Origin of the sequence: Fluviicola sp. (assembly GCF_039596355.1) — a bacterium.
Classification (GTDB): Bacteria; Bacteroidota; Bacteroidia; order Flavobacteriales_D; family Crocinitomicaceae; genus Fluviicola.
In genome coordinates this window covers 137,106-158,956 of the sequence record NZ_JBCNJW010000008.1, presented here as the reverse complement: position 1 = coordinate 158,956, position 21,851 = coordinate 137,106, and the positions used below count along the sequence as shown (strand labels likewise).

The 21,851-nt window shown below is 44.3% G+C and carries 17 protein-coding genes; 9 read left to right on the top strand and 8 right to left on the bottom strand.

Annotation, left to right across the window (positions count from 1 at the left end):
- The first annotated feature begins 131 nt into the window (after positions 1 to 131).
- From nadE to ABDV94_RS14820, 3 genes are read left to right on the top strand one after another with little or no spacing between them, the layout of a single operon-like run.
- Positions 132 to 911: an NAD(+) synthase gene (gene nadE, locus ABDV94_RS14830; RefSeq protein WP_343747988.1), complete on the top strand. Its 780-nt coding sequence runs from the start codon at positions 132 to 134 to the stop codon at positions 909 to 911.
- Positions 905 to 3,157, top strand: coding sequence for a M48 family metallopeptidase (locus tag ABDV94_RS14825; protein WP_343747987.1), 2,253 nt, complete (start codon positions 905 to 907; stop codon positions 3,155 to 3,157). Before nadE ends, ABDV94_RS14825 begins: the two co-directional genes overlap by 7 nt.
- Positions 3,147 to 3,968, top strand: a complete 822-nt coding sequence (locus ABDV94_RS14820; RefSeq protein WP_343747986.1) for a hypothetical protein — start codon at positions 3,147 to 3,149, stop codon at positions 3,966 to 3,968. Before ABDV94_RS14825 ends, ABDV94_RS14820 begins: the two co-directional genes overlap by 11 nt.
- Positions 3,969 to 4,154: 186 nt before the next feature.
- On the opposite strand, the gene ABDV94_RS14815 is transcribed toward ABDV94_RS14820, so the two are convergent.
- On the bottom strand, positions 4,155 to 4,478 hold the full coding sequence (locus tag ABDV94_RS14815; RefSeq protein WP_343747985.1) for a 2Fe-2S iron-sulfur cluster-binding protein: 324 nt from the start codon (positions 4,476 to 4,478) through the stop codon (positions 4,155 to 4,157).
- 189 nt (positions 4,479 to 4,667) lie between these two features.
- On the opposite strand from ABDV94_RS14815, the gene ABDV94_RS14810 reads away from it, so the two are divergent.
- The 3 genes from ABDV94_RS14810 (at position 4,668) to ABDV94_RS14800 (ending at position 9,454) form a co-directional block, all read left to right on the top strand.
- On the top strand, positions 4,668 to 6,113 hold the full coding sequence (locus ABDV94_RS14810; protein WP_343747984.1) for a hypothetical protein: 1,446 nt from the start codon (positions 4,668 to 4,670) through the stop codon (positions 6,111 to 6,113).
- Positions 6,114 to 6,279: 166 nt separating this feature from the next.
- A complete protein-coding gene (locus tag ABDV94_RS14805; protein ID WP_343747983.1) occupies positions 6,280 to 7,728 on the top strand; it encodes a hypothetical protein in 1,449 nt (482 codons plus the stop codon).
- Between the two features lie 265 nt (positions 7,729 to 7,993).
- Positions 7,994 to 9,454, top strand: coding sequence for a hypothetical protein (locus ABDV94_RS14800; protein WP_343747982.1), 1,461 nt, complete (start codon positions 7,994 to 7,996; stop codon positions 9,452 to 9,454).
- A gap of 81 nt (positions 9,455 to 9,535) precedes the next feature.
- Here ABDV94_RS14800 and groL read toward each other — a convergent pair whose 3' ends face one another.
- From groL to miaB, 7 genes are all read right to left on the bottom strand, one after another.
- Entirely contained in the window at positions 9,536 to 11,167 is a 1,632-nt protein-coding gene (gene groL / locus ABDV94_RS14795) for a chaperonin GroEL (protein WP_343747981.1), read from the bottom strand.
- 81 nt (positions 11,168 to 11,248) lie between these two features.
- On the bottom strand, positions 11,249 to 11,527 hold the full coding sequence (locus ABDV94_RS14790) for a co-chaperone GroES (protein ID WP_343747980.1): 279 nt from the start codon (positions 11,525 to 11,527) through the stop codon (positions 11,249 to 11,251).
- 157 nt (positions 11,528 to 11,684) lie between these two features.
- Positions 11,685 to 12,011 carry a preprotein translocase subunit SecG gene (gene secG, locus ABDV94_RS14785; protein ID WP_343747979.1) on the bottom strand — a complete coding sequence of 109 codons (327 nt, stop codon included), beginning with the start codon at positions 12,009 to 12,011 and terminating at the stop codon, positions 11,685 to 11,687.
- Position 12,012: 1 nt separating this feature from the next.
- Positions 12,013 to 13,128, bottom strand: coding sequence for a hypothetical protein (locus tag ABDV94_RS14780; RefSeq protein WP_343747978.1), 1,116 nt, complete (start codon positions 13,126 to 13,128; stop codon positions 12,013 to 12,015).
- Positions 13,128 to 13,640, bottom strand: coding sequence for an LPS assembly lipoprotein LptE (gene lptE, locus ABDV94_RS14775; RefSeq protein WP_343747977.1), 513 nt, complete (start codon positions 13,638 to 13,640; stop codon positions 13,128 to 13,130). Before lptE ends, ABDV94_RS14780 begins: the two co-directional genes overlap by 1 nt.
- A complete protein-coding gene (locus ABDV94_RS14770) occupies positions 13,637 to 14,902 on the bottom strand; it encodes a sigma-54 dependent transcriptional regulator (RefSeq protein ID WP_343747976.1) in 1,266 nt (421 codons plus the stop codon). The genes lptE and ABDV94_RS14770 overlap by 4 nt, the downstream gene beginning before the upstream one ends.
- Before the next feature lie 9 nt (positions 14,903 to 14,911).
- Positions 14,912 to 16,351: a tRNA (N6-isopentenyl adenosine(37)-C2)-methylthiotransferase MiaB gene (miaB, locus tag ABDV94_RS14765; RefSeq protein ID WP_343747975.1), complete on the bottom strand. Its 1,440-nt coding sequence runs from the start codon at positions 16,349 to 16,351 to the stop codon at positions 14,912 to 14,914.
- A 510-nt stretch (positions 16,352 to 16,861) separates the two neighbouring features.
- Between miaB and topA the strand changes: the two genes are divergently transcribed.
- The 3 genes from topA (at position 16,862) to ABDV94_RS14750 (ending at position 21,744) form a co-directional block, all read left to right on the top strand.
- Entirely contained in the window at positions 16,862 to 19,237 is a 2,376-nt protein-coding gene (gene topA, locus ABDV94_RS14760) for a type I DNA topoisomerase (protein WP_343747974.1), read from the top strand.
- A gap of 191 nt (positions 19,238 to 19,428) precedes the next feature.
- Complete coding sequence (locus ABDV94_RS14755; RefSeq protein WP_343747973.1) at positions 19,429 to 20,586, top strand: formimidoylglutamase; 1,158 nt, start codon at positions 19,429 to 19,431, stop codon at positions 20,584 to 20,586.
- A gap of 189 nt (positions 20,587 to 20,775) precedes the next feature.
- Entirely contained in the window at positions 20,776 to 21,744 is a 969-nt protein-coding gene (locus tag ABDV94_RS14750; protein WP_343747972.1) for a type IX secretion system membrane protein PorP/SprF, read from the top strand.
- Positions 21,745 to 21,851 lie beyond the last annotated feature (107 nt).

Sequence of the window (21,851 nt, the reverse complement as noted above, 5' to 3'; positions counted from 1 at the left end):
TTTGTGATTCCTTGTTCCGGAAAGTAAACGCGGAGGTGTATCTAAAACGATTAATCCGGGAATCTGCGGGAAATATTTGAGTGTGGCCTGAATTCTCAGACATTTCTTTATTATTTTTACTAACAAGATTTATGGAAAAAGAATTACAAGTAGTCGACTATATCTCCGATTGGTTGAAACAATATGCGTTAAATGCAGGAATGAACGGATTTGTTGTCGGGATTTCCGGAGGGGTGGACAGTGCAGTGACTTCTACGCTCTGTGCAAGAACAGGAATGAAAGTAATGGTGCTCAATATGCCGATCCGGCAAACAAAGGCAGAGTTTACGCGTGCAAGCGAGCACATTGATTGGCTGCAGACGAATTTTTCCAACGTAGAAGCATTAACCATTGACCTCACAGATGCGTTTCATCAGTTAGAAAAAACGTTCCCGGCAAGCACGGTAGAAAATCACCTGGCAATGGCCAATTCAAGAGCAAGGCTGCGCATGACGACCTTGTATGCATTGGGGCAGACACACGCTTTGCTTGTAGCAGGAACAGGAAATAAAATTGAAGACTTCGGAGTGGGATTCTTTACAAAATATGGTGATGGCGGCGTGGATTTGAGTCCGATTGCCGATCTGACGAAAACGGAAGTCTTTGAACTGGCCGGCTCGCTCACGATTGTCGAATCCATCCTCACTGCAAAACCAACCGACGGATTATGGGAAGACGGAAGATCCGATGAAGACCAGATGGGAGCTACATACCCGGAACTGGAATGGGCGATGGACTTCAGCGGAAACGAAGAAACGCTCAATGAACGACAAAAAGAAGTGCTGTCGATCTTCCGCAGATTGAACCGTGCGAACAAACATAAAATGGAACCAATCCCGGTTTGCATTCTCCCCGAAAACATTAAATGGTAGGGAAAACGCTGATAGCTTTTGTATGGTCATTGCTTGTGTTTTCACAGGGAATGGCGCAGGAAGCCTTTAACCGGTATCAGCCCTTGTGCAGTAAAGGCCCGGTTCCCAGGGATTTTTCCACTTCTACGTTGAATAAAATCAAACAGGACGGAAAGGAAGACCTGAAATCACTCAGTAGCAAAAAAAAGCAGTTCTTTATTGAACAACTCCATTATTCGATCGACGAAATCCTGTACTCCGGGAATGTGACTTTCGGAGACACCGTGAGCCGTTATTTGCAGAAACTCGGAGATAAACTCGTTGCCGGGAACAAAGACCTGGAAGGAAAACTCCGTTTCTATACTTACAATTCGACAGATGCCAATGCGTTTTCAACCAGGCAGGGAATTGTCTTTGTCACCACCGGATTGATCGCGCAGCTTACTTCAGAAGCACAGCTTGCATTTGTGCTTTCGCATGAGATTATCCACTTCCAGGAACATCACGTATTGGATCTCTTTGAATATGCGACGAAGGAAAAATTCTATTCCTATAACGAAAGAGCTCGTTTCCTGAGTAATTATTCGCGGGAAAATGAGCTGGAAGCAGACCGGATGGCAGTCAAAATGGTACATGATGCCGGGTATAAGTCCACGGAGTTGAACAAGACCTTCGACGTGTTGCTGTATTCCTACCTTCCGTTTGAAGAAATGAAATTCGAGAAAACCTATTTCAACACGGCAGAAATGTATGTGCCGGAAATGTATTTCGAATTCAAAAGAACCGAAATTTCAGCCAAATTCAAATACAATGATTACCTGATGTCGCATCCCAACCTGGCGAAGCGCAAAGAACAGGTGTCGGAGCAAATTGCGAAATTCAAGGATTGGGGCGGGAACATGTTGTATGAAGACAGCGCGTCGTTCTTTTATGTCCGCGATATTTCCCGATTCGAATACGTACTGAATAAAGTATACGAAGAAGAACCGGTGGATGCCTTGTATGCAATCTACATCCTGGAAAAAAAGTACCCGGAATCGGTTTTCCTGGCAAACTGTAAATCGCAGGCCTGGCTGGATCTGATGAAAGTGGTTATCCAGAAAAGGAAAACGAGTATCTATACCGGTCTGCCTCAGACAAGACGCAAAATCAAGTACTACGAAGGACAGATTTCCATCCTCAACCAGTTTTTAGGCGTCCTTCCCAAGCAGGGGAAATTAACGATGGGGCTGCGCGTGATCTATGACAATTACCGAAAAGACACGACCAATGTGGTTGCCGAAAAATGCCTGCTCACGGCAATCCAGATATTGGTTAAAAGCGAAGAGTTTGATTTAGAAAAATTTTCCAAACGAAATTATGCCCAAACCCTGGTGTACCTGGGCGAAAAGAAGCAGGCGGTTGCTGGCGAGAAAGCACCGACGGATGCATGGGATAAGTATGCGGTGATTGAAAACCAATCCAAAGGAATGACGGATGGTTTTGAGATTGATTCGACCAAGTTCTACATGTACGGAATTGCAGACATTCTCCGCGACAGCAGTTTCCTGGCGAAGTTCAAGCAGCATACCGACAAAAAATTCCTGCTGGAGAAAAAGGACGACGAGTTTAACCTCCTGACGGACAGCGAACAGATGGATTTGGAGTTTTCGAAGTATGGCCAGGAAGCACATCTGAAAATGGATTCCATGTTGATCTTCCAGCCGGCGGTTTTCGAAACAACGCGCTCCTCCGAAATGGATGTTTACAAGACGTTTAAAACGCGCGAGCTGATCTACAAGGAAGTGGCAAGCAATGCGTCCGACCTGGATATCCACATTAAAACAATGAACCTGCAGCGGCTGGATACACTAAGTGCTGCCGATTGGAACAATTATGCGTTGTTGCAGCGCAGTCTGACCCGTGCAATCACCGATCACGAAAATGATTTCTTTGTATTGGATGTGCCGGATCTCAACCGCATCCGCAATTTGTTTGGCGCAGAAAAGGTATTGTTTATAGAGTACCAGCATGCATACGCCCCGGATTTGTATTTTGGGAATGTGGTGCTCTTTACGATCCTGCTTCCGGTTGGGTTGGTTTACTTCCCGATTGAAATCCTTTCGGGACATTATTCCGACTGGCAGTTTTATGTATTGAATCTTCAAACCGGAGAAGTGCTCCTGGATCGCTCGTATTATGCGAATGAACCATCGACCAAACATTTTATCGGTTCGCGTTTGTACGGAATGTTTAACCAGTTAAAGCAAGCAAAAAATGAAGATTAAGAAGCTGTTGTTTGTTTGCTGTTTGTTGTCCGCTTCGTTCATCCAGGCACAGGAAGCAGGTTATTACGGTCGTCGGATTTTCCTGGAAATAGACGGGCAGGGGCAGTTTCCGCTGCTCCAGAATATTTTCGGAGAACGCAAAGGATACGTTTCTCAAAAAGGAACACTTCAAAGTTCGTATAACCTGCTCGACCTTTCCTACAGAGCGAGTTTAAATATGGCTGTTTCGGAATATGTTGGCTTCGGATTGGAATTTTCACAGCGCTTTTACCGGGTCAACCTGCAGTCGGTAGACGAATTGACACGGAATTTCAAAGACAGCAGCGGAACCATGACTACGCAGTATTTGAATGCCCGGGTTGGGTATCTCCCGATTCGTGAAACGATATTTATGCCTCGTGTCCTGGTGTCGTTGAATGACAGCAGGGTTCCATGCGGTTTTGCCAGTGAAATCGGAGTAGGGTATTCCCTGATCCAGTTCCCCGACAGAGACCTCGCGGTTGAGACGGTGAATCCGAATGAAAGCAGTGTGCTTCCTTCCGTAAAAGAACATTTACTGGATTCCCGTGCGGAAGAATTCCGGGGAATGGTGTTCATGTATGGCTTCCGGATGAATTACCCGATTACGAAGCGCATCCTGTTTCACATCGGTTTCCGCTACCAGTATGCATTACAGTTCGGCAAAAAGAAATACCGCCGCATGGACGAATCCGAATATTGGTTTTCAGGAAGAGAAATCTGGTCGAAAGTGAACCTGAGAAGACAATTGGGAATCTTCAGTTTCGGAACGGGGTTGACGTTTACCTTGTAAATCCAAATTCCAAGTTCCGAATTCCGAATTATTTTTTTGGAATTGATTGAGATCAGGTGCTAATTCCCATCACTTCGAGTTCCGGAAATCCGGAATATTGAGCAGGAAGGGGAGAGTTTTTTTATCATTCCGAATGACGAGTTCCGAATAATGATCAATTCGTAATTAGGCATTCATCATTTGGAACTATTCCGCCTCTGGCGCCAGGCGCAATACAATTCCGTCAATTTCTTCCGAAATAGGAATCTGGCATCCCAACCGGCTGTTTGATTTTACATAGAATGCCTGATCCAGCATGTCAAGTTCAGCATCGCTTTGTTCGTCCAACGGAGTATCGGATTCCAGGTAGCACTGGCAGGTAGCACACATGGCCATTCCGCCGCATTCACCTTTTACGGGAAGTTCGTATGCCTTGCAAAGTTCCATGATGTTCATATTCATGTCCGTAGGCGCTGATAATTCGTGCACCGTTCCTTCTCTGTCAATGATTGTAACTGTAATGTCTGCCATGGCAATTTTTTTGCAAAGGTACTAACTATTCCCTGCGGTGCTTCAGGAATTGGGGAATTTATATTCTTTTGGGAGATTAAAAGTGAAAAAGGTTCCGTTGGAAATTTTAAACCTTTTCTACCAACCCGGAGGGATTCATCACCGTTTTTTAGTACATTACTTCTTATTTGTAAATCGTAAATTCCTGAAATGCGCCTGCTGAGTTCATTGATCTTCCTGATTGTTTCCGGTTCACTGTTCGGACAGTCCAATTCCTGGGTGCAGAACTCGGAATATTTCAAAAACAAGCTGCCGTATCAAATCAGTAGTTACCTGTTTGAAGACGGTTCGTTTCAGCTTTCGGAAGGAGATTACCGCTTCAAGTTTGATGCAAAGGGAGTCCTGAACAAAGAACTCATCCAGGAAGTGGTGGAAGAGAAGTCGGATTCGGATCAGAAAACGGGCAGCTGCACGGCTTTCGACATGAAAACCAACACGCGCTATACCTTCGAAGACGACCGTCTGCACATCGAACGCTTTTTTCCGGATAGTAAGAATGAATACAGAGCGATTCCGTTCGAAAAGCAGGAACACGTGGTGAAAAGTGTGTGGGATGCCTATTCCAGTAACGCCAATCATGTGGATGCGGGAATCATCACTTCCATTCCGGGGAAAGTAATTGTATACCAAACATATTTTGCCATTTCAGCGAATACCCATCCCAAACAATTCAAACCGAAAGGAGCAAACACCTATTTGCGCTTGAGTATTCTGAACCTGAAAGATTATTCTGTAACATATGAATACCTGCTCATCGATGTGTTTAATCCTGCTTTCGGGAAGAAAAAGGAAGTGCTGGATTTCTATGATTTCAAATGCATCGGGATCAACAAAAACCGGGAGTTGCTTTTCTGCTTGAGCAAAGCATCTTTCAAAGACCGGCACGCACCGCCGCTCACGATGAGTGATTACAAACGGGTGGATTACTGTAAATCCAACTTGGATGTTTGGTCTGTGAGCCTCAACGACTATTCACAAAAAAAGGTAAATACGACCAGTATCGAGTCTGTTCCGGCAGCCACTTCGGTGAGTTTTTCCCTGGTAAATGACGGTTGGATGCTGACGTGGACAAAACTGACCGGAAGCAATATGTATGCGTTTCAGGCCCGTGTTTTTGAGTTGGACGAAGACTACGATGTGAAAGAAACGGTTCTGACCTTTCCGTCTTCGGAAGTGAAACTGAGTAAGCCCCAAACCCCGAACCTGCGGATTTTCAAAGATCTGAACGGGCAAAAGCAATACTGTACCATGCTGCCGAATCATCCGGCAATTTTTATTCTGAACGAGCAGTCTGAATTGCAGGTGGTCGAAAACAGTGCGTTGAAATGGGATTTGCTCAAAAATTACGTCACAACTGATTCTGAGATGTTGTGTCTGCCCTGTATCAAAGAACTCACAAAAGAAGAAACGGAGGCATTATCAGACTTACCGGCAGACATTGCAGAAAAGGCACCGCACACACGCATGCTCCGATTCCGCAAGGTCGGGAACGAAGTGTTTTACCTGCACATGGAAACGCTTAATCAAATGGTGGAAACAGGCCATGTGGAGAAAATCAAAGAATTGTACTTAAGAACCGGGAAAATGACACTTTGATTCGTGTGAGTGATGGATCATCTGAAGGGTTTTTCTGCTTGAGTCCGGCTTTTCCACAAAGTGCATGAGTACCGATAAATCGACTTTTTTGTTTTATCATCTTTTTTAGCACGAAGCTTAAATCTAAAATTCTAAATTTGGACTTTATTCAATCTAATTTAATAAAATGAAGATTATTTTTCTATTTGTTGCCTGCGTTTTGTCTGCAGGAGTTGCATCAGCCCAAAAGGTTATTGACATGAATGAAGTACTCGGAAAAGGGAAGTTTACCTATACCGGAATGTACGAATTGAAAGATGGAAATGTCTTGCTGGATCTAGGTCAGGAACTTGCTTTGATCGATACTGAAGGGAAAGTTGTTCATCGCGGTGCAAACCCGATAGCCGCAAAGAAGTATAAATACGATTTGGATCAGTATACCGGATACAACAAAGCCAACGATATCTACTTCCACGTGATGGATGGAATCTATGCTTTTGTTAGGAATTTTTCTTCTGACAAACGGGAATTGGTCGAAATCAAAGTTCCGAAACTGGAGAACTTCAAAGGATCGGTATTCAATTACAATGATAAAAAGGCAGCATTTAATTATTACAGTTCCCGACCAGCTTTGAGTTCGTTCATTCAAAACATTGATGGCGATAATATTGTCATTGCGAGAAGCTATGTTTCCATGTCAAAAAACAGTCACGGTGCGGAAACTCCTCAAAAAGATAAATACAACTCATTCGTTCGATTGACATACATCAACCTGAAGACCCAGGAGTTTAGAGAAGAGTATGTTTTGAAAGACGTTTTTCAACTGAAAAGAGCAAAAGACAACGAGGTTTCCATTAAAATTCTGGGCTTTGAAAACAATGAGTTCAAAATCGGGATTTTGGAATTGAACAAGAAAATGGTACACCCGGCAATCAGAGGATATTCCTTTTCGGGGAAATATGAACTCCAAACGTATAACATTGAAACAAAAGAAGTGAAAGTGATCGGAAGTACTTCCATTTCCTCCGAACCGGAGGTGGTGTACTCTTCATTGGGATTAACGGATAAAGGGATTGCACTTTCCTGGACAGAACACATTCCGGATTCCAAATATTACGCGTTAAAAAATAAAACATACCAAATTGAGAAATCGGGAGAAGTAGATTCGATTACCTACGAATTCCCTGTTGAATACGTTTCATTGCTGGAGCCGCAGTCTGTAGGAGCATTTAACTATACGAACCAGAAAGGAGACGAATTTGCAGTGCTTGCCGGTAGATTTGTGAAGAGCAAACGCGATAAAGATCCGGTAATGGCATACGTGTTGGTGAATAAGGAACAAACTTCCGAAATTCGTGACCGGATCGACGGATGTCCGGGATATTATGATGACGAAAAGAGACGGTATTACCAGTTGGATTTGGAGATCCAGGATGCTGAGCTGCTCAATAAATTAGCGAAGCCTTTGGGTGAAAAAGGAATGAATTCGTATGATTTCAGAGTAAACTGCGACATCGTGAAACTGGGAGATAACAAGTTCATTGCAATTAAATCATTGGTGGAATTCAAAACAGGTTTTTACAAAGTAGGGACTCCTGCTTCATTCCTGATCCAGTTTATTGAATTTGAACTGTAAGTTTAGAACACGACTCTATTGAAAGTGAAACGGCTGATTCGAAAAACGAGTCAGCCGTTTCTATATAGTGTCGTTCCTGTCTATCTCCCGTAAGCGGGAGGAAGGAGGATCGGAAAGTCCTGACGCAAGGGCCAGGACTGTAATGGATACAAATGTAAGGTATTTGTATAAAATCATTCGGAAGAAAAATTTTTCGTCTTGACCGGTTGATTTTGATAGTCAATGATGGAGGTAATCTGTACTTTTGCGGAAAAACTTAAATCGAATGAAAAAATCAATCTTTGCCGTCCTATCTATTTTTACGGTCTTTCAAATTAACGCACAACAAAAAGAAATCGATGTATTGGATGTCTTCGGTGGTAAGATGGAAGAATTGAATTGGGTCTATATTTTAAATGATGGAACCATTCAATTGACCGGTCATAAGAAAGTCTATAAAATTGATGCGGACGGGAATAAACTAGGAGAACCTGAAACCATGCCGCCTACCATATCCAAGTCTACATCAATGACTGCCGAACGTTCACAAGGTTCGTTTTACGATCGCAATGTGCGCTATAGCCGTTTCGGAGAAAGTATTGAGTTTACGTATATGAAGTCCGACGGGCCAAATGAGTACTACGACGTTCCGATGAAACAACTAAAAGGAGTGACGGGTTCAGGAACCGCGCCTAAAGTAGCAGATGCACATTCTCAAAGCTCGGGGGTTCATATGATCGATGATAACAACGCGATTTATTATGCCAGTTATGTCTCAAGATGCGATTTATCACACCCCAAACAAAAATTCTCATCCAAAAACGTTTATACGTTTTTGCGCCTTGTAAAAATAAACATCAAAGAAAAGAAAACAGAGGAGGTTTATACTTGTATTGATTTGGTTTCTGAAACAAGAGATGTATACAATGATGTGGAGTTCCAGGTACTCGATGATAGTAATAATGACAAACTGATCCTGGGAGTGAGAAAATGTAAATCCGTGCTGAATGCGAGCAACGAAGGATTTTATTATGATTTGAGAGAATCTTCCAAAGGTGTATTTGAAATTTACAGCCTGGATTTAAAAACACTGGAACTTGAGAAAATTCAATCGGTAGAGATTGGAGTGCCCGAAGCAGCAGTGGCTATGAATTATGCTTATTACTCCGATGGAATCAAACTGAAGTGGGTTGAAAAGATCGCCGGAACACAGAGTTATTCGTTACACATGAAGTCGTACCGGTTAAATGACGAAGGAACAGAATTGGAAGAGCGCACTGTTCATTTTCCGGAAGAAGTGGTGGCTTTGGTGAAGCCGATTCCAATGTCGATTGTAGACTATACGGATTTGAATAATAAAAAATGGACGTTTGTACAGGGAAATTTCGTGAAGTCAAAAAGAGACAAGAACCCGGTTCCTTTGATTGTAATGCTTGACGAAGAGGGGAATGTTGAATTTAAAAACGGACATAAAAAACATTCGATCGGGGAATTTGCCTTTTATGATCCGGAATTGGACAGAGCGAGGTATTTGACACTGGAGCGCGATATTGCCGAGGAAGAATTGGATAACCTGGTAAAACCGCTTTTGAATGAAACAAAGATGAACTACATGGTGAAAGATAGCCGATTCCATATTCGCAAAGTTGGTTCTGAGATTATTTTCGTTCATTGTGACTACCGGGGAGGTGGATCCGGTTTCACCAGCAGATTGACTGATTTTAAAATGGTCATAGGGAAATTGTAACAATCTTTCCAGGAAGTATCTATAAAAAAGCCGGGGCGAAAAATTTTTCACCCCGGCTTTTTTATTATTGTATGAATGTTATTACATCATTCCTGGCATACCTCCCGGCATTCCGTGTGAGTGCGGAGCTTCTACTTCCGGCTCGTCAGCGATCACACACTCTGTTGTCAACAACATAGCTGCGATAGACGCTGCGTTTTCGATGGCGATACGCGTCACTTTAGTCGGGTCGATAACTCCTGCTTCATACAGGTTCTGGTACTGCTCTGTGCGTGCATTGTACCCGAAATCATCTTTTCCTTCGCGGATTTTCTGAACAACTACTGCTCCTTCGCCACCTGCATTTGCAATAATCTGGCGTAAAGGCTCTTCAATTGCGCGTTTTACGATCGCAATTCCGGTTGTTTCATCGTCGTTTGCTCCTGTCAGGTGCTCCAAAGCATCCATTGAACGGATCAGGGCAACACCTCCACCCGGTACGATTCCTTCTTCAACAGCTGCTCTTGTTGCTGCCAAAGCGTCATCTACGCGGTCTTTCTTTTCTTTCATTTCAACCTCGGTCGGTGCACCGATGTACAACACGGCAACACCACCTGCCAGTTTCGCCAAACGCTCCTGCAATTTCTCACGATCGTAATCGGAAGTAGTGGATTCCATTTGTGCTTTGATCTGACCGATACGTGCCTGGATGTCTGCTTTCTGACCAGCTCCGTTTACGATGGTTGTATTGTCTTTGTCGATTTCTACTTTTTCAGCAGTTCCAAGCATATCCAAAGTTGCGTTTTCCAATGTCAGTCCGCGCTCTTCTGTAATTACTTGTCCGCCGGTCAAAATAGCGATGTCTTCCAGCATAGCTTTTCTGCGGTCTCCGAATCCCGGAGCTTTTACTGCTGCAATTTTCAAGCTTCCGCGCAAACGGTTCACAACCAATGTTGTCAATGCTTCTCCGTCTACATCTTCTGCGATGATCAACAGGGATTTCCCGTTTTGAACAACCGGTTCCAAAATAGGAAGCAATTCCTTCATGTTGCTGATCTTTTTGTCGTAGATCAGGATCAACGGATGCTCCATTTCAGCGATCATTTTGTCAGTGTTGGTTACGAAGTAAGGAGAAAGGTAACCGCGGTCAAACTGCATTCCTTCTACTGTTTTTACTTCTGTTTCCGTTCCTTTTGCTTCTTCAACGGTGATTACTCCGTCGTTTCCGACCACTTTCATGGCTTCAGCGATCAATGAACCGATTGTTTCGTCATTGTTTGCTGAAATTGTTGCAATTTGTTTGATTTTGTCGTTATCGGAACCAACTTCTTTGGAAAGTTTTTTCAGGTCAGATACAACAGACAATACTGCTTTGTCGATCCCGCGTTTCAAATCCATCGGGTTTGCACCTGCAGCTACGTTTTTCAATCCTGCCGCAATGATCGCCTGTGCTAAAACGGTTGCTGTCGTTGTTCCGTCTCCGGCAATGTCAGCTGTTTTGGAAGCTACTTCCTTCACCATCTGAGCACCCATGTTTTCAATCGGGTCTGCCAGTTCGATTTCTTTTGCTACGGTCACACCGTCTTTGGTTACGTGTGGTGCTCCGAATTTCTTCCCGATCACCACGTTACGTCCTTTCGGACCTAAAGTTACCTTCACTGCATTTGCCAGGGAATCAACTCCTTTTTTAAGCTTCTCACGAGCTTCAACATCAAAATAGATTTGCTTTGCCATGTCTTATTTCTTAGTGCTTTAAATTCTTAATAGTTCAATGAATGTTTAAGTCTTTTCAATGATCCATTTTCAATTGAACAATTAGCCGATGATTCCGTAGATATCACCTTCTTTCATGATCAGGTAGTCTTTTCCGTCGATTTTAATTTCTGTACCGGAATACTGACCGTAAATAACAGTATCATTTACTTTTACCTGCATCGGTTCGTCTTTTTTTCCAGTGCCAACAGCGATAACAGTTCCTTTCAATGGTTTCTCTTTCGCTGTGTCCGGAATAATGATACCACTTGCCGTTACTTGCTCTGCAGGTGCCGGTTCGATCAGCACTCTGTCTGCTAAAGGTTTAAATGTTGTTGACATATGTTGTTTTTTTATTAATAAAAGTTTGACACCGCAATCAGACCAAGATTGTGCCAATTGACGGATCGTGTCAATTTTTCATTTTTCCGGTCCGGATAGAAACAAAAAATGTCAGTATGCTGACATACTGACATTCGAATATCTTTTTTTCGGAAGCTTATTCCTGAGGTGCGCCCTGAGCTGGAGCTGTTCCTCCTTGCTGACCAGGCCCCCCGGCTTGACCACCCGTTTGTTCTTTTTTAGGATCTACCTTCGGTTTGGAAGGTTTCATCATGCTCGTCATCACAATACTTCCCACCAAAATAACCGAAGCCAAAACCCAGGTTGCTTTTTCGATGAAATCATTGGTACGCTGCACTCCCCCAAGCTGTTGTGCCGCACCGAAATCAGAAGATAAACCTCCTCCTTTAGGGTTCTGAACAAACACAACAACGATTAATAAAACGCTTGCTAATACTAGTAAAATTGAAATTAATGCTATCATTTTATGAGGTAATTTTTTTCTTTAATTCTTCAATTTGGAGTGCAAATAAACTCTTTTTTTCTGGAAACGCCAAACTTAATTGATGATAAACATGAATTGCTTTTGGAAAATTCCCCTGAGCCGCATAGATTTTAGCCAGCGTTTCGGAAACAGGGATTCGTTCGTCGTTCAAACTTTCCTTTGCTTTCTTCGATGGAGAGTAGAATTCAGCCTTCGGTCGGGGCATCGTCGGGTTGGTTTCGATGAACTTATCGATGATGTCTTTGGAGGATATTTTTTGCGCTGTTTTCTCTTGCTGAGGTTCTTCCGCTACCGGTTTTTCTTCCTGAATGCTTTCATGCAGACCGGATTTCAGCCAGTTGGTAAAAGAACGTTTCTCTGAAGGATCTTTCGAAGATGGTGTTTCTGCTGGCTGTACTTCTTCTGTATGCAGGTGAGTATGGGGCTCAAGATATGGTTCTTCTTCCTCTTCCGGAGTTTCTTCTATTGGTTCTTCCGGCGTCGGTTCGGCAACAGTTTCAAGATAGTCTTGCGACAAGGTCTGTGAAATCATTTCGAAATCGAATACCGTATCTTCCGATTCACTTTTTTCCGGGTTTTCTTCCTTTTGGTCAGATGCTTCCTCCGTTTTCAGAAGCAAAACTTCTTCTTGTACCGGATCGGTGTCGATTTCCGCAAAGGTTTGCATGTCTTCGGTCACTTCTGAAACCGGTTCCTCAGGTTCAGGTACTTCCAAAACGAATGCTTCCGTTGGTTCTTCTTCTGAAGATTCTTCCGGTTCAATGATTGGCTCAGAGACAACGACAGGCTCCGGGATAATAACCGGATTTTCTGTTTCGGAGATCACTTCTTCCGAGGTTTCGATCAGTGCTTCACCTTCAAATGCTTTGTGCAGCAAATGAAACAAACGCGTTCTGTCGGACAATTTATAAGCCTGCTTCGGAAGCACATCATCCAGGTGAATGGACTGAAAACGGGAAACTCCCTGCAGATACAACAGTGCATAAACGGAAGAATAGGGATGTTTCTCCGATAATTCCCGGAGAACTTCCACATCCTCGGAACGCATCAGTTCCGGACGTTTGATAAATTCTGCTATTTGTTCTGCATTCAGCATTACCAGTTCGATAGAAGTTTGTTGACCACATCCTGCACCACCTGCTGGTTGATGGATTCCAGTAAACGCGATTCGACGTCGACCAACTGTTCATTGGATTCGTAATCGGCAAAGCGCGAACTGGTGAATTCCATTTTTTCCAGCCCCTTGGTAGGTGTAATAATAGTGAAATTAACCGAAACGGTTAAGCGGTTCTTGGCTGCAAGGTCTCCCTGCTGAATGGCAATGGGAGAAGTGCTGTAGCCGGAAACAATTCCGCTGATTTTTACCTGAGCTTCATCCAGTGTGGAAGCCAGTTTCAAACGGGTATTGTTCTGAATTCCGCTCCGCATGCTTTCGGAAAGATTGGCGGGGTAATTCGATGGTGCGGTTGTTGCGTTTAATTCCAATGGCGTAATGAAGAATCTTTTCCATTCTTCAGGCATGGAATTGTCGATCGGGTTCATGAATGCTTTCGGCCAGCAACTGGTGAGACCGAACAGCAAAAGTGTTATCAATGCGAGGTGTTTCATCCTTGAATATCGTATTCTTTGATTTTGCGATACAAAGTTCGTTCCGAAATTCCGAGTTCTTCTGCCGCGTATTTTCGTCGTCCGCGATGTTTGTCCAATGCTTTCTGGATCAGTTCTTTTTCGCGGTCTTCAAGCGACAGGGATTCCTGTACCTCTTCATGTAATTCGTAATCTTCTGTTTCCGGCTCCCGGTAAGTGTCCGGATCAAAAACAACCGGTTTAACCGGCTCCGCCTTGATCGGAGCAGGAGGAAGCATGCGCTGTTCTCCCAGGTTAATATCGTGATACAACCGGTTTACAACGGCAGCCTGGTCGTGCGACAGGTTGAAATCTCCCTGGTTATTCAATAGTTCGACAACCAGTTTTTTCAATTCATTCAGGTCGTTTTTCATGTCGAACAGGAATTTGTACATCAATTCGCGTTCGTCGATTTTGGTTTCCTGAACTCCGACAACTGCCGGGAAAAATTCTTCTGCCTGAGGCAGGTAGGATTGCAAACGCGGACCGTCAATGTCGCGCTCCTGTTCAATCACCGAAATTTGCTCTACCAGGTTCTTCAGCTGACGGATGTTTCCCGGCCAATGGTATGCATTCAGTATTTCAACGGCATCGGGAGTCAGTTTGACAGCCGGCATGCGGTATTTTTCAGCAAAATCGCTTGCAAACTTGCGGAACAGCAGGTAAATATCGTCCTGGCGCTGGCGCAACGGCGGAAGCGAAATCGGAACGGTACTCAAACGGTAGAGCAAATCTTCCCGGAATTTCCCGGATTGGATGGCGCGCTGCATGTTTTCATTCGTTGCAGCAACCACGCGTACGTTGGTTTTGATCACTTTGGACGAACCAACGCGGATAAATTCGCCGGTTTCCAATACACGCAGCAGGCGCACCTGGGTCTGCATCGGGAGTTCGGCTACTTCATCGAGGAAAATAGTTCCTCCGTCAGCAACCTCAAAATATCCTTGTCTGCTTCCGGTTGCCCCGGTAAATGAACCTTTTTCGTGACCGAATAATTCCGAATCAATGGTTCCTTCCGGGATCGCTCCGCAGTTTACGGCAATGTATTCGTTGTGTTTCCGGGTGCTCAGTTGGTGAATCACCTGCGGAATGATTTCTTTCCCGGTTCCGCTTTCACCCGTTACCAACACCGAAATGTCTGTTGGCGCCACCTGCATAGCAACTTCCAACGCGCGGTTGAGCTGGGGAGCATTCCCGATGATTCCGAACCGCTGTTTGATTTGTTGAAGTGACATGGTGCTCATGTGGCGGGATTAATTTTCGTTAGTAACCAATTCTCCGATCAGTGTTGCAGAAGTGCAATCCGTGATTTTCACCATCACGTATTCACCTTTCTTGGCATTTCCTTTCGGGAAAACGACCATGGAATTTCTTCCGTCGCGGCCGCAGAAATGTTCCTCAGAACGTTTAGACGGGCCTTCCACCAATACTTTGGAGATTTTACCGATTTGTCTTTTGTGGGCTGCCGCAGAACTTTCCAGCTGCAGGGCAATGATTTCTTCGAGACGTCGTCCTTTCACATCGTCCGGAACGTCGTCTTTGAATTTGCGTTCAGCCAATGTTTTCGGTCTTTCCGAGTATTTGAACATGTAGGCGAAATCGTATGCTACTTCTCTCATGAGAGAAACTGTTTCCTGGTGTTCTTCTTCTGTTTCTCCGCAAAACCCGGTGATGATATCCGTTGAAATGGCACAGTCAGGAATGATGCGCTTGATAGCTGCAATGCGATCGAGGTACCACTCACGGGAATACCCTCTGTTCATGCGCTCCAGGACATTGGAGTTCCCGGATTGAACCGGCAAGTGGATGTACGGACAAATGTTTTCGTATTTCGCCATGACTTCCAGTACATCGTCCGTCATGTCTTTCGGGTGGGAAGTGGAGAAGCGTACACGCAGATCCGGGTGAATCTCGGCAACCATTGCCATCAATTGGGCAAAATTGGTTGTCGGAATGGATTCGTCTTTAATTACACCTTTGCTGCTCATATTCCAGCGGTAGCTGTCAACGTTTTGCCCTAAAAGGGTTACTTCGCGGTATCCGTTTGCAAATAAGTCGGTACATTCCTGAACAATGGTTCTCGGATCACGGGAACGCTCACGTCCTCGGGTAAACGGAACCACACAGAAGGAACACATGTTGTCACAACCACGCGTAATGGTTACGAATGCGCTCACTCCGCCCTGATCCATCCGAACCGGTGAAATATCTGCATAGGTTTCCTCCCGGGAAAGCAATACGTTTACGGCACGTTGCCCGGTTCCTACTTCGTCAACCAGGTTTGGCAAATCGCGGTAAGCATCCGGCCCGGCAACGAGATCAACGAGGTGTTCTTCGTCCAGGAGGGATTGCTTCAGGCGCTCCGCCATGCATCCCAGGATTCCAACCACTAAATTCGGCTGGTCTTCCTTGCGCTTTTTAAATTCGCCCAAGCGGTTACGAACACGCGTTTCTGCGTTTTCACGAATGGAGCAGGTGTTGATCAGAACCACGTCTGCTTCGTCAATGTTTCGTGTTGTCGTATATCCTTCTTTTGCCATAATAGAAGCAACTACCTCACTATCGCTGAAGTTCATCTGACAACCGTAACTTTCCACGTAAAGTTTTTTGGAGCCGGTTCCGCCTTCTAAAATGATTGCTTCTCCCTGTCTGCTCTCGTCAATGACTTTATTTAAACCGTGATTCTCTAACATGCTTGAATTTTATAAGAGTGCAAAAATAGGTTTTATGACAGATATGTCAAAATGTCATGTTGTCTTCTGTGTTAATTTTTTGAAATGTTTTTTGTTTTAGAACCACAGCGGGTACATCGCTGTTTGTAGATCAATAAACCAAAAAGGTACAAAGAACGCAAAGATTCGTTGTGTAAAATAGATTCAAAAGGTATTGCACCATCTGGGGTGACCAGCGAAATCAGCGTAAAATGATTCGACCGCATAAGGCCCGGGAAAAACTATGCAGTCATAGCTCTGTGAAGTACGTTTTAGAGCTTGATTTGTGGAGTTTGTGGGAGTGTGCTGTTACACTCTCCTGAGCGATTATCACCGGTGTTTTTCATTCGGAAAATCGGGAATTCTGAAAATGATAAACGATAGTTTAAGGAATACTTTCGTTTTTTTCACGCCCGAATATCTTGTTTTTTGTTTTTAAAACGGGTTATATTTGCATCGATTCGAATCGTTTCGAGCTACAAAAGGGGTATTATGAGTAAGAATTTAGTCATAGTGGAGTCACCTGCAAAGGCGAAGACCATTGAAGGATATTTAGGAAAAGACTTTACTGTAAAATCAAGTTTCGGACATGTCCGCGATTTAGCATCGAAAGGATTAGCGATCGATATCGAAAACAATTTTGCACCGGAATACGAGGTGAGTTCGGATAAGAAAGCACTGGTGGCAGAGTTGAAAAAGTTAGCAAAGGAATCAGAAGTGGTTTGGCTCGCTACCGATGAGGACCGTGAGGGAGAAGCTATTTCCTGGCACTTGTATGAGACCCTTGGACTGGCAAAAAAAGATACCAAACGCATTACATTCAACGAAATTACCAAAGGAGCAATCCTGAAAGCCATCGAGAATCCGCGTCAAATCAACAAACCCCTGGTTGATGCCCAGCAGGCAAGACGTGTTCTGGATCGTTTGGTAGGTTTCGAACTTTCCCCGGTTTTGTGGAAAAAGGTAAGGCCGAGTTTGTCTGCCGGACGCGTACAGTCGGTTGCAGTGCGCCTGATTGTGGAACGCGAAAAGGAAATTCAGCAGTTTCATGCCGAAAGCTATTTCCGCGTAACAGGTGAATTCCTGAAAGGAAAAGAGCGTATCAAGGCAGAAGTGTCGAAACATTTTGGTACGGATACGGAAGTAAATACCTTTTTGGAAAATTGCTCCAATGTCAACTTCCAGGTACTGGATGTGCAGCAAAAACCGGCGAAGAAAACGCCTGCTTCTCCGTTTACGACTTCCACATTGCAGCAGGAAGCTTCCCTGAAACTGGGATTCTCTGTTTCACGAACCATGCAGGTTGCTCAACGTTTATACGAAGCGGGACACATTACCTATATGCGTACCGATTCCGTGAATTTATCGGAAACGGCGATGGAAGGTGCTAAAAATGAAATTTTTTCGGCTTACGGGAAAGAATATTCCCATCCGACCAAATACACGAACAAAAGTTCCAACGCACAGGAGGCGCACGAGGCAATTCGTCCGACCAACTTTGCGATGCACGCATTGTCGAGCGGAGAGCGTGATGAAGTGCGTTTGTATGACCTGATCTGGAAACGGGCGATTGCTTCCCAGATGAGTCACGCAGAATTAGAACGTACAACGATTTCGATCGGAAATTCCAACTTGCCGGAAGTATTCCAGGCGAAAGGAGAGGTGATCAAATTTGACGGATTCCTGAAAGTATACCTGGAAACAAACCTGGATGAAGACGAAGACAACGAAACGGAAGGATTGTTGCCTGCAGTTCAGATAGGAGAATCTTTGGATCGCGATTTTATTCGTGCAACGCAGCGTTTCACGCGTCCTGCGGCACGATATGTTGAAGCCTCTCTTGTGAAAAAACTGGAAGAACTTGGAATCGGGCGTCCATCTACGTATGCACCGACTATTTCAACAATCCAGAAGAGAGGGTACGTAGAGAAACAAGAACGCGAGGGCGAAGAGCGTCCGTACCAGGTGCTGGAATTGAAAGGTACTTCGATCAGTAAGGAGACGAAGAAAGAGATTACCGGAAAAGAAAAAAATAAATTGTTCCCGACCGATATCGGAATGGTGGTGACAGACTTCCTGATCGATCATTTCGGCGGAATTATGGATTATCACTTCACGGCAGAAGTGGAAGAGCAGTTCGATGAGATTGCGCGCGGAAAAATGGAGTGGACGGATATGTTGAGTTCCTTCTACAAACCATTCCACCACAACGTAGAAGATACGCTGGAGCATTCCGACCGTGCTACCGGAGAACGCGAACTGGGAATTGACCCGGTTTCCAATAAAAAAGTCATTGCACGGATCGGCCGTTTCGGCCCGATGATCCAGATCGGTGATGAGAAGGAGGATGGTGACAAACCGCGTTTTGCATCCCTGCTCGGAACACAGTCGATTCATACCATTACGCTGGAAGAAGCACTTGAATTGTTCAAATTACCGCGTTCAATCGGGGAGTTTGAAGGTCAGGACGTGAAAGCAAACGTAGGTCGTTTCGGTCCGTATGTACAACTCGGGAAACTCTTCGTATCGTTGAAGAAAGAAGATGACCCGATGACTGTTACCTTGGAGCGTGCCATTGAACTGATCCGGGAAAAACGCGAAGTGGAAGCCAATAAGCTGATTAAATCGTTCCCGGAGCGCGAAGATGTGCAGTTGCTGAATGGCCGTTACGGAGCTTACCTGAAAATCGGGAAAGACAACTTCAAACTTCCGAAAGGAACAGAGGCTGCTACGCTGACCCTGGAAGAATGTCTGGCAATTGCGAACGATCCGGCAAACGCACCGAAGAAAAAGCCGGGGGCAAGAGCGGCAGCGAAACCTGCAGCGAGAAAAGCACCGGCAAAGAAAGCACCAGCGAAGAAAAAGTAGTAGTTGTTCTGTCAAGACCGAAAATTCAAAATGCAAAATTCAAAAAGGGTTGGTTGATGGTGTTTTTTGAATTTTGACTTGATCATTTTTGAATTAACCAGAGTTATTAACTTTCTACTCTTTATTCTTCTGCAGAGCTTTCTGCACAGGCATCTGTCAATCACTTATTTTTGCAGGAAAGTCATTTTAGAATGAAGGATTTATCTATTTATTTCAGTCCGCTTCCAGCACCGGAGAACCCGTTTGCAGAATCGATCGGGGAATTAATTGTGCGCCACGATGATTCAGGTTTTCCTGAAATCGATCAGCCCGGAATTGCGCTGATATATGTTCCTGAATTCCGCAATGGCATGCCGGAGCTCCACAACGAAACAGACGACCGTTTTCGCGGATACCTGGATTCGTATTTCCCCGGGGCTTACTGGAAATTTAAAATCTACGACCTTGGAAACCTGATGCCCGGAGAACGGGTAGAGGATACATATTTCGCATTGAGACAAGTCGTTGCGGAGTTGGTGAAGAAATCCGTTGTGCCGGTTGTTATCGGTGGAACGCAGGATCTGACCTACGCCATGTACCAGGGATACGAAGAACTGGAACAGCTCATCAATGTGCTGAATGTGGATGCGAAGCTGGATTTGGGAGATCCGGAACTTCCGATCGGGAAAGATGCGTATGTGAGCAAACTGTTGATGCACCGGCCATGCTATTTGTTCAATCTTTCTGTGGTCGGATATCAAACACCTTTGGTGAAATCTTCCGAGATCGACCTGTTTGATAAGCTGTTCTTCGATGCTGTTCGCCTGGGAGAATTCAAAGCTGATTTTAAGATTGCTGAGCCGCTGCTTCGAAACACCGATTTATTAAGTATCGACCTGCAGGCGATTAAAGCATCTGATTTTAAAGGGACGCATTTTTCACAACCTAACGGACTCGACAACCAGGACATCTGCCAGATCGCTAAATACGCCGGTATTTCGGATAAAATGACTTCTGTGGGGCTGTTCAACCTGCTTCCCGGAGAAATTGCCGAAAGTGCCCATGCTGAGGTCGGTCAGATCATCTGGTATTTCATGGACGGATATTCGCAACGGGTAGGTGATTTTCCGATTGGAACTAAAAAAGATTACACCAAATTTACGGTCTTCCTGGACGAAATTAACCACGATCTTGTTTTTTACCGGAGCAACCGTTCCGAGCGCTGGTGGATGGAGGTTCCATACCCTCCGAAGGCAGGTGTAAGGTATGAAAGACATCACATGGTTCCGTGCGACAAATCGCAGTATACCAATGCATTGAATGGTGATATTCCGAACCTGTGGTGGAAAACATACCAGAAGCTGGGGTAACCTTTTATTTCTTGTTCCGTAAGAGGAGTTGTGTGTTAAATATTTATCTCTTCAACATTTGATTGTGGAAAAGATGGATTGATTGCACTAAAAAATTTTGTTTGTTCTAAAAAATACTTATTTTAGTCGCCAATTGGCTAATTTTTGTTAAAAGTCAAGCACGTTAAAACCATAATAGGACCCAACAATATGAATAAAACGTTACGAATCTTATCAGCGTTTGTGTTATGTTCTTTTGGAGCTACTGCTCAGCAAGATATCGCATTAACACATTTTATTTACAATAAGTTCGCCATCAACCCGGGCGCCACTGGTATCGAAGAAGGAATATGCGGTAACCTCATTTACCGTAATCAATGGGATAAAGTAAATGGAGCGCCGAACTCAGTGGTGTTCAATGCGGAAGCAAACATGGAAAGCCTTGGTAAATGGACAGGGGGTTTCGGATTGAATTTCACACATGATGCGATCGGTTTTAACAGACAAAACAACGTGATGCTGAATTACTCCCACCACCTGCAATTGGGTGACGGACAATTGGGCATCGGTTTGGGTGTTGGTATGGTGAATTTTGGGATGAATCCGGTTTGGATTGGTCCTCAAACTCAGGTTGACCCTACTTTTCCTGGTGCGAGCAGCGCGATTACATTTGATGTAAACTTCGGATTGTACTACCGTGCTCAAAACTGGTACGCTGGATTGTCATCCACTCACCTGCAGGCATCTGCTCTTGGTTTGACAAGTTCTGTGAGCGGTTCCGGTACAGGTACTGTGAAATACGATTTGGCAAGACACTACTACGTAATGGGTGGTTACACATTTAAAAATATCGGGCCTGGTGATATCGATGTGCAGGCAATGATGGAAACGGATATGAAAAAATATTCCGGAAACATCAATGCACGTTATATCTACAAAGGGTTCCTTTACGGAGGATTGGCTTTCCGAAATAGTGACGCTGTTTCTGTTTTGGTAGGTTACAGACCGTTCGATATCAAACAACAAAGAGCCCGTATGTTTATGTGGGTTGGATACTCTTACGACATCACAATCGGAAGATTATCAAAGATTTCGAATGGTACACACGAGATTGCGCTTAAGTTCTGTTATATTCCAATTATACCAATTACGAAAGCAAAAAATCCAAGATGGTTGTAAAATCAAAAAAAAATTAAGAATCTTTGTAACCATTTTTTATTCGATTCCGTTATATCGCAAAATTGATCCTGTAGAATGTTAACGATAAATCCGGAACTGTAAAATTG

What these genes read in the sequence shown, in the direction of transcription:
- nadE (WP_343747988.1), top strand. Translation starts at nt 132, where the DNA reads ATGGAAAAAGAATTACAAGTAGTCGACTATATCTCCGATTGGTTGAAA.
- ABDV94_RS14825 (WP_343747987.1), top strand. Translation starts at nt 905, where the DNA reads ATGGTAGGGAAAACGCTGATAGCTTTTGTATGGTCATTGCTTGTGTTT.
- ABDV94_RS14820 (WP_343747986.1), top strand. Translation starts at nt 3,147, where the DNA reads ATGAAGATTAAGAAGCTGTTGTTTGTTTGCTGTTTGTTGTCCGCTTCG.
- ABDV94_RS14815 (WP_343747985.1), bottom strand. Translation starts at nt 4,478, where the DNA reads ATGGCAGACATTACAGTTACAATCATTGACAGAGAAGGAACGGTGCAC.
- ABDV94_RS14810 (WP_343747984.1), top strand. Translation starts at nt 4,668, where the DNA reads ATGCGCCTGCTGAGTTCATTGATCTTCCTGATTGTTTCCGGTTCACTG.
- ABDV94_RS14805 (WP_343747983.1), top strand. Translation starts at nt 6,280, where the DNA reads ATGAAGATTATTTTTCTATTTGTTGCCTGCGTTTTGTCTGCAGGAGTT.
- ABDV94_RS14800 (WP_343747982.1), top strand. Translation starts at nt 7,994, where the DNA reads ATGAAAAAATCAATCTTTGCCGTCCTATCTATTTTTACGGTCTTTCAA.
- groL (WP_343747981.1), bottom strand. Translation starts at nt 11,167, where the DNA reads ATGGCAAAGCAAATCTATTTTGATGTTGAAGCTCGTGAGAAGCTTAAA.
- ABDV94_RS14790 (WP_343747980.1), bottom strand. Translation starts at nt 11,527, where the DNA reads ATGTCAACAACATTTAAACCTTTAGCAGACAGAGTGCTGATCGAACCG.
- secG (WP_343747979.1), bottom strand. Translation starts at nt 12,011, where the DNA reads ATGATAGCATTAATTTCAATTTTACTAGTATTAGCAAGCGTTTTATTA.
- ABDV94_RS14780 (WP_343747978.1), bottom strand. Translation starts at nt 13,128, where the DNA reads ATGCTGAATGCAGAACAAATAGCAGAATTTATCAAACGTCCGGAACTG.
- lptE (WP_343747977.1), bottom strand. Translation starts at nt 13,640, where the DNA reads ATGAAACACCTCGCATTGATAACACTTTTGCTGTTCGGTCTCACCAGT.
- ABDV94_RS14770 (WP_343747976.1), bottom strand. Translation starts at nt 14,902, where the DNA reads ATGAGCACCATGTCACTTCAACAAATCAAACAGCGGTTCGGAATCATC.
- miaB (WP_343747975.1), bottom strand. Translation starts at nt 16,351, where the DNA reads ATGTTAGAGAATCACGGTTTAAATAAAGTCATTGACGAGAGCAGACAG.
- topA (WP_343747974.1), top strand. Translation starts at nt 16,862, where the DNA reads ATGAGTAAGAATTTAGTCATAGTGGAGTCACCTGCAAAGGCGAAGACC.
- ABDV94_RS14755 (WP_343747973.1), top strand. Translation starts at nt 19,429, where the DNA reads ATGAAGGATTTATCTATTTATTTCAGTCCGCTTCCAGCACCGGAGAAC.
- ABDV94_RS14750 (WP_343747972.1), top strand. Translation starts at nt 20,776, where the DNA reads ATGAATAAAACGTTACGAATCTTATCAGCGTTTGTGTTATGTTCTTTT.